The organism is Paenibacillus sp. 2TAB26 (genome assembly GCF_052115145.1).
Classification (GTDB): Bacteria; Bacillota; Bacilli; order Paenibacillales; family Paenibacillaceae; genus Pristimantibacillus.
The window spans coordinates 1-400 of the sequence record NZ_JBFRGC010000131.1; the positions used below are offsets into that span (position 1 = coordinate 1).

The following is a 400-nucleotide window of genomic DNA, read 5'->3' on the forward strand; positions in this document are numbered from 1 at the left end:
TCGTCAGCGTAGCCAGGTTTTCATCGGTGTACAAGGCCGGCGTCCAGAGCTTCATCAGCACATCGACGGTGGCCAGGGAGGCAGGGTCCTCCATCAGCGGCATGTCGATAAGCGCCTCGATTTCCCGATCCTCAAGCGCCGACCCGATGCGCCCGTATTCGCGCCGTACCTCGTCGCCGTCCGGATGGGGTGACCAATCGATGCCGAAATGTCGGAGGCAATTGAGGCCGACATTGATCGCGCGGCTGCTCTGATCGAGCACCAGGCAGACATCCATGTGCAGGCAGGCCACGATGGCTTGTTCGACCGTAGTCGCGGCGTGACCTGACAGTGCCGCCAATTCCTCATCCGCAACCGAGAGTTCACCGGTCAGGAAGGTGCATTCGGCCCGGTTCAGCTC

The 400-nt window shown here is 61.8% G+C and carries 1 protein-coding gene; it reads right to left on the minus strand.

Going from position 1 to position 400, the window contains the following annotated elements; genetic code table 11:
• On the minus strand, positions 1-400 hold a 400-nt coding region (locus tag AB4Z50_RS36205), incomplete at both ends, for a hypothetical protein (RefSeq protein ID WP_441887344.1).